The organism is Nostoc sp. CHAB 5715 (assembly GCF_020829685.1).
Taxonomy (GTDB): domain Bacteria; phylum Cyanobacteriota; class Cyanobacteriia; order Cyanobacteriales; family Nostocaceae; genus Nostoc.
The window spans coordinates 1-4,834 of record NZ_JAIVFR010000590.1 but is presented as its reverse complement, the minus strand read 5'-3'; the positions used below and the strand labels follow the sequence as shown (position 1 = coordinate 4,834).

5 protein-coding genes are annotated in these 4,834 nt (G+C 42.8%); 2 read left to right on the top strand and 3 right to left on the bottom strand.

What is annotated here, in order from left to right; all coding sequences use genetic code 11:
* Positions 1 to 267: 267 nt before the first annotated feature.
* On the bottom strand, positions 268 to 495 hold the full coding sequence (locus LC574_RS26775; protein ID WP_229456666.1) for a hypothetical protein: 228 nt from the start codon (positions 493 to 495) through the stop codon (positions 268 to 270).
* 289 nt (positions 496 to 784) lie between these two features.
* Complete coding sequence (bioB, locus tag LC574_RS26770) at positions 785 to 1,810, bottom strand: biotin synthase BioB (RefSeq protein WP_229456667.1); 1,026 nt, start codon at positions 1,808 to 1,810, stop codon at positions 785 to 787.
* A gap of 1,038 nt (positions 1,811 to 2,848) precedes the next feature.
* Between bioB and LC574_RS26765 the strand changes: the two genes are divergently transcribed.
* Both LC574_RS26765 and LC574_RS26760 read left to right on the top strand, forming a co-directional pair.
* The gene (locus LC574_RS26765) at positions 2,849 to 3,424 is read left to right on the top strand and encodes a GNAT family N-acetyltransferase (RefSeq protein WP_229456665.1); all 576 of its coding nucleotides are present in this window, start codon (positions 2,849 to 2,851) and stop codon (positions 3,422 to 3,424) included.
* A 177-nt stretch (positions 3,425 to 3,601) separates the two neighbouring features.
* Complete coding sequence (locus tag LC574_RS26760; RefSeq protein ID WP_229456657.1) at positions 3,602 to 3,916, top strand: hypothetical protein; 315 nt, start codon at positions 3,602 to 3,604, stop codon at positions 3,914 to 3,916.
* A gap of 38 nt (positions 3,917 to 3,954) precedes the next feature.
* Here LC574_RS26760 and LC574_RS38275 read toward each other — a convergent pair.
* A partial coding sequence (locus LC574_RS38275) for a calcium-binding protein (protein WP_267871692.1) occupies positions 3,955 to 4,834 on the bottom strand: 880 nt, incomplete at its 5' end.

The following is a 4,834-nucleotide window of genomic DNA, read 5'->3' as shown; positions in this document are numbered from 1 at the left end:
TATCTCCTCAAAGAATGTTTTGGGCGTAGACTTTCCCCCAGTCCGGGGGTAGGTTTTTAAATCTTGTACTGATAGGACTATTGTACTATATATTGACTCAGGCGTAAACGCCGCCCGAAAGCTTTCAACACGCAGCCTAAAGTACGAAATACGCAACTGTGTTCGGAGGCGGAGTGTCTCCGACTCCGCGCTGTTTCTCAAGGGTTTTCAGCTAGCCTTTCTTATAAAATTTTCAGATGATACGAATAATTTTTCGGTATTTAATCACTAATTGAGGTAGACCGCTCCCGTTACGAGGTAGACCGCTCCCGTTACGAGGTAGACCGCTCCCGTTATGAGGTAGACCGCTCCCGTTATGAGGTAGACCGCTCCCGTTACGTGGTAGACCGCTCCCGTTACGAGGTAGACCGCTCCCGTTACGAGGTAGACCGCTCCCGTTACGAGGTAGACCGCTCCCGTTACGAGGTAGACCGCTCCCGTTACGAGGTAGACCACTTCAGTTTGTTGGGGAGTGCGTAGGCAAAGCTCAACTTAGGCGATCGCAGATTGTAGGTTAAGCCAATCCAATTGCTGCCTCAGGTAAAAGGAACTGGAGACAATCATTTACTAAGCTGATGCGCGTCTAGATTGTACATTGCAATTGTTAAGACACTCATGCAGTCAATGGTCATCTCTCCTTTTAAATACAAATGACTAATACTTCGACTACGCTCAGTACAAGTGACAAATGACTAATGACAAATGACTAATGACAAATATACATTCCTGGTTAGCTAACGCATCACTAATCCTCATTCCTCTCCTCGCATACAACAGGCGGACTTGTCACTTTCTCTTGCCTTTGGGAAGGCGATCGCATTCCCAAACCAAGTAAATTTAGCATTTCTCGGTCAGTATCGTAATCTGGACAGGGAGTAGTCACTGTCAACATCTTGTTATCGTCGCTAGAAAAGATAGAATTAGCTCCTGCCATAAAGCAAAAAGCTTGTTCAACTTGAGAAAGTCTAGCCCTACCCGCACTAAGACGCACATCAGAAGCTGGCATTAAAATCCTGGCTGTGGCAATCATCCGCACAATATCCCAAATGGGAACATCAGGCTGATTTTCTAAGGGTGTGCCTGGTACTTGTGAAAGAATATTAATTGGTACGGACTCTGGATGCGGATGTAAGTTTGACAGAGTTTGTAACATCCCAACCCGGTCATCGACAGTTTCGCCCAAACCAAGGATACCGCCGGAACATACAGTAACATTTGTCTGACGGACATTTTCAATTGTGTTCAAGCGATCGCTATAAGTTCTTGTGGTAATAATTGTGCTGTAATATTCTTGTGAGGTATCTAAGTTATGGTTATAGGCGTAAAGTCCTGCTTCTTCCAATTTCCTAGCCTGATTTGCTGTCAACATACCTAGAGTGCAACACACTTCCAAACCCATTGCGGTTACATCCTTGACCATTTCCAAGACTTCCTCAAATTGTGAGTTATCCCGCACTTCCCGCCAAGCAGCACCCATGCAGATGCGACTAACACCAGTTTCTTTCGCTTTCTGGGCGATGTTAACTACCGTTTCCTTTTCTAGAAGTGCTTGCGCCTTTACCTCTGTTTTATAGCGGGAAGATTGAGCACAGTAGCTACAATCTTCTGGGCAACCTCCCGTTTTAATAGATATAAGCTTACAAACTTGTATTTTTGTTGGGTCATGATATTGGCGATGCACGCTAGCAGCTTGATAAATAAGCTCTAGCAATGGCGTGTTGTATATCGCCCGAATCTCTAATTCCTGCCAATCGTAGCGTATTCCCACCACATCACTATCCTTCTTGTAGACTGGGTTAAATCTTGAGCTATCTTTTGGTTGAATCTCCTGCGGTACAGCGTTTGGGCAAAGCGATTTCATCGAAGTTATGCCGCGCACTGTGCTTTATCACCCATTTGCTCTCAATCCTTTGGCTCTAGATATTAGACATCAGCTTATCAAGATTTTGGTTGAATGGCAGATTACCAGTAAAAATACTCACCCTATGAATTAGAAGTAAAGCGAAAACGTAGCGTTTTTGGCAAAATCAGGTAAATATAGGGTAGCTGACATCAAGGGCAAACTAAACCGTATACTTTAAAAGTTACCAATCTTGAAAGAAATTTTGAAACAACAAAAGGGATAGTGAAAACGACTACCATCTTCTCCACTATTCCTTATTTGATCAAACTTATTCTCAATTATACGAATGATGAGTAATTACAAATTTTGGCATTAATTTATTTAGAACACCTATTTGCGGGGTAGACATAGCCTTCTACTCGGGCAAAGCGATATCCCGCTGCTATGGCTGAATTCACACCGATAGTTGTCGCTGTACCGAAGACAAAAAGGATACAAGCCCCTAAATTCATTTATGGAAAATATAAAAACAATTGTGCCGCGATGCTTCAGCTTTAACGCCAAAAAGTCCAAGTTTTCAAGCCCCTAAATTTATTTATGGGGATTGTAATGCGTGAATTTTGAATACTTCGGCTACGCTCAGTACAAGTTTTGAATTTTGAATTCCCCGAAGGGGCTGACCCTTCGGGTGACGCTCCTACGTCGCTAACGCTACGCTAACACCAGTCGCCTACGGAGGGAAACGCTCTACAGCGCTGGTTCACCATATAAGCCAATATAAAAACTGCTATGCCACCTGGCTGTACGCCCATATTCTTTAACACGGCCAAGGCGATCGCTATTAATAATATTGACCCTAACAGTGCAAGTATTTGAAAAAAAATTCCACTGCACTACCGCAGGCATGAAAAAACTTACAAAGTCCAGAGAATCTGGTTGCAAGACATTCTGTTAATCAAGTAGTCTATGATATCCGAACTGCCACTAATTACAAGCGATCGCCTGTTCTTAAGAGCGGCTATCCATGAAGATATACCCCAAATTCTCAAATACTTTATTCATAACAAAACCTATCTCACTCCATTTTACCCTCTTTGGGCTGATGGTTTTTTCACCCAAGAGTATTGGCAGTATCAGATAGAGAACAATTTTCTGGAATTTATCAATGGTCAATCGTTAAAGCTATTTATTTTTACCAAAAAAAACCCAACTGTAATTATTGGAACTGTAAATTTTAGTAATTTTGTCCGAGGAGTCGCTCATTTTTGCTATGTGGGATATAGCCTTGCTGAAAGTAAACAAGGTAAAGGATATATGACAGAAGGGCTAAAAGCTGCTACTCAATATCTTTTTGAAGAGTTAAATTTTCACCGAGTCATGGCTAATTATATGCCTCACAATCGGCGCAGTGGCAATGTACTCAAAAGACTCGGTTTTGTCATTGAAGGATATGCTAGAGATTATTTATTAATTAATGGGCAATGGGAAGATCATATTATGACAAGTCTGATCAATCCTAATTGGCAAGCATCTAAATTTTAAAATCTGGAGTTTAGACTAAATACTAATGCTGAGAAAAGAACACTTAGAGAAAGATAGTCAAAAAAAGAACATATTTAATCAGGAGAAAAATCCCTGAAAAGAAAAAGCAGTCAGCGATGTTGAACTGACCGCAAATTGGTCAATGCTGATAAAAGGAAAAATCTTAACAGCTTGACCATGACATTAGAAAAGCTTAAACAATTTCGCACAGGTGTGTACACTATCCTGGGCAAAGCCAAAGATGCCTTATTTGATTTGATGGATGCAGTGTTAGTAACACGTAGTGTTTATTCATTTGCAGAACTATCAGTATCTCCTGTGTTTCGACGGCAGTGGTCGAGTGTATACGAAGCAATCAAAATTATCGTTCACAAAGTCGTTACTGACCGTCCCGCACGCAGGGAACCACGAGTTCAAAAACGCCGCCCCAAAGCTTACCCCTTCATGACAAAACCTCGACAAGAATTACGTAAACAACTGCAAACTTCTTAATTGGCAACTGTTTCCGCTTTTCTTAGTACCATTTGTCTTTAGGCTACAGTGACTCCTAGCGTATAAGAACCAGGGTCAAAAAAGCCAGAACTGAAAGTTCCGCCATTTTGAGGGAAGTAATCAAAATCACTTACTGAAATGGAGTAAGTACCTGCCCCTAGTGAAGCGGTGATTGATTGAGAAGTACTGGAACTCTGTAAGTTCCCAGCACTATTAAATAGGCCGAGAACTGGAAAGGTACCACTGTAATTCGGCGTGCTAATAGTCACAGTTCCTCGGTTAGCTAAAGAAAATGTGAAAAAGTCGAAATCAGGATTGTTCCCTGGAAGTCTTGCCAGCTGAGCAGAGGTATTAACTTCTAAACCTGATGTTAAAGTACCTAGCCCCTCAGCAGTGGCTAGTGTGTTGTTTGTCCCTTGTCCAGCATCTTCTTCTTCGTAGAACAGGAAGTCGTCACTATCAAGCCTCAGAGACGACGCTTGCACAACACCAACGAGTTCATCTAGCTCTCCTGAGTTGTCCAGAAATACACTTGTATTGGCTCCCACAGTCTGCAAGCGATAGTCTGCCAGTGTTCCTTTGAGCTGGATTGTATCCTCGTTGGAGTTGAAGCCACTGACGGTAGCGTAGTCTGCAAGACCATTACTTGCACCATTGTTATCGTTATAGAAGACATTAGTAGCATCTCCAAGTAAGAACTGATCTTCCCCAGGCCCTCCAGTTAGGGTATCAACCTCCCCTAATCCAGGAGAATCAGAACCGTTAGTATCAACGCCTATGAGGACATCATTTCCAGGCCCTCCAAGGAGAGTGTCATTGCCGACCCCGCCACGGAGGGTATCATCGCCTTCTCCTCCTTCGACTTGGTCATTGCCAGCCCCGCCAAACAGGCTGTCATTCCCATCCTCGCCCAAGACG